This window comes from Limimaricola sp. G21655-S1 (assembly GCF_027213785.1).
Lineage (GTDB): Bacteria > Pseudomonadota > Alphaproteobacteria > Rhodobacterales > Rhodobacteraceae > Limimaricola.
The window spans coordinates 1-1,538 of the sequence record NZ_JAPWGO010000064.1 but is presented as its reverse complement, the minus strand read 5'-3'; the positions used below and the strand labels follow the sequence as shown (position 1 = coordinate 1,538).

Below are 1,538 nucleotides of genomic sequence, written 5' to 3'. Positions count from 1 at the left end.
TATTCCGTTGAAAAACTCGATCTTGATCGGGGTGCCCGTGGCTGATTCAATTCCCATAGGGGATGGGAGGATCGGCGATGATGGGACCGCGGCAGGAGGCGCAGCCAGCGCTGTTCTACGAGTTCTCGCTTGAGGACCATGTCCCGCAGGACCATCTTCTTCGCTCCATCGACCGGTTTGTGGATCTGTCCGGCATCCGCACCTTCCTTTCCGATTTCTACAGCCATACGGGCCGCCCGTCCGTCGATCCCGAACTCCTGATCCGCATGCTGCTGGTTGGCTATTGCTTCGGTATCCGGTCGGAACGGCGGCTATGTGAGGAGGTGCATCTGAACCTCGCATACCGGTGGTTCTGCCGGCTTGATCTGAGTGACCGGGTCCCGGATCACTCGACCTTCTCGAAGAACCGCCACGGTCGGTTCCGCGACAGCGAACTGCTGCGGCATCTGTTCGAGACGACCGTAGCGCGCTGCATCGCAGAGGGCCTTGTCAGCGGGCAGCGCATGGCCGTCGATGCCAGCCTGATCGAGGCTGATGCCAACAAGCAGAACTCGACGCCCAAGGAGGAATGGGACACCAGGAAGATCGACCCCGCTGACGCGCCGCGGGCGGTTCGTGAGTATCTCGATACCTTGGATGAGGCAGCGTTCGGCGCGGCCAGCGAGGTCCAACCCAAGTTCACGTCGCATTCCGACCCCGCCAGCCAATGGACGGCGGCCCGCAAAGGCCCGGCCTTCTTCAGCTATTCGGATAATTACCTGATCGATACGGACCACGGCGTCATCGTGGATGTGGAGGCGACGCGTTCCATCCGTCAGGCGGAGGTTGGATCGGCCAAGACCATGCTGGATCGGGTCAAGGCTCGGTTCGACCTCCACCCCGAGCGCCTGATCGCAGACACGGCCTACGGCACCGCACCGATGTTGGGCTGGCTGGTCGATCGCAAGATCGCGCCACACATCCCGGTCTTCGACAAATCGGGGCGCAGCGACGGGACCTGGACCCGCGCTGAGTTCGAGTGGGATGCCGAGAACAACCAATACATCTGCCCGGAGGGCCACGAGCTGAAGCAGTTCCGCCGGAAATATTCCGATCCGAACCGCGGGCCGACCGGGAAGGGCGTCGCCAAATACAGGTGCCTGAAGCATACCTGCCAGGTCTGTCCCTCGAAGTCACGTTGCTGCCCCAACATGGACTTCCGGTCGATCACCCGCGAGGAGCATGAAGACGCACGACAGGTCGCCCGCGACATCGCGAAGACCGAGCAATACGTCATCTCGATGAAGCTGAGGAAGAAGGTCGAAATGCTCTTCGCTCACCTGAAGCGCATCCTTGGCCTCAACAGGCTCCGATTGCGTGGTCCATGCGGCGCGAAAGACGAATTCCTCCTCGCCGCCACTGCCCAGAACCTCCGCAAACTGGCCAAGATCCTTCCTGCACCGCAGAAAGCTCGGGACGCCTGACGGGACAGGCGTTCGCGCTCTTTCCAATGGCCGTTATTCTGCGCTCGCGAACGGGAGTTTTTCCACGGAATCGGC

At 61.5% G+C, this 1,538-nt stretch carries 1 protein-coding gene; it reads left to right on the top strand.

All coding sequences use genetic code 11. The annotated features are described in order from the left end of the window. Positions 1 to 77 precede the first annotated feature (77 nt). Positions 78 to 1,463 carry an IS1182 family transposase gene (locus tag O4G76_RS19815; RefSeq protein ID WP_269398877.1) on the top strand — a complete coding sequence of 462 codons (1,386 nt, stop codon included), beginning with the start codon at positions 78 to 80 and terminating at the stop codon, positions 1,461 to 1,463. The last annotated feature ends 75 nt before the right edge of the window (positions 1,464 to 1,538 follow it).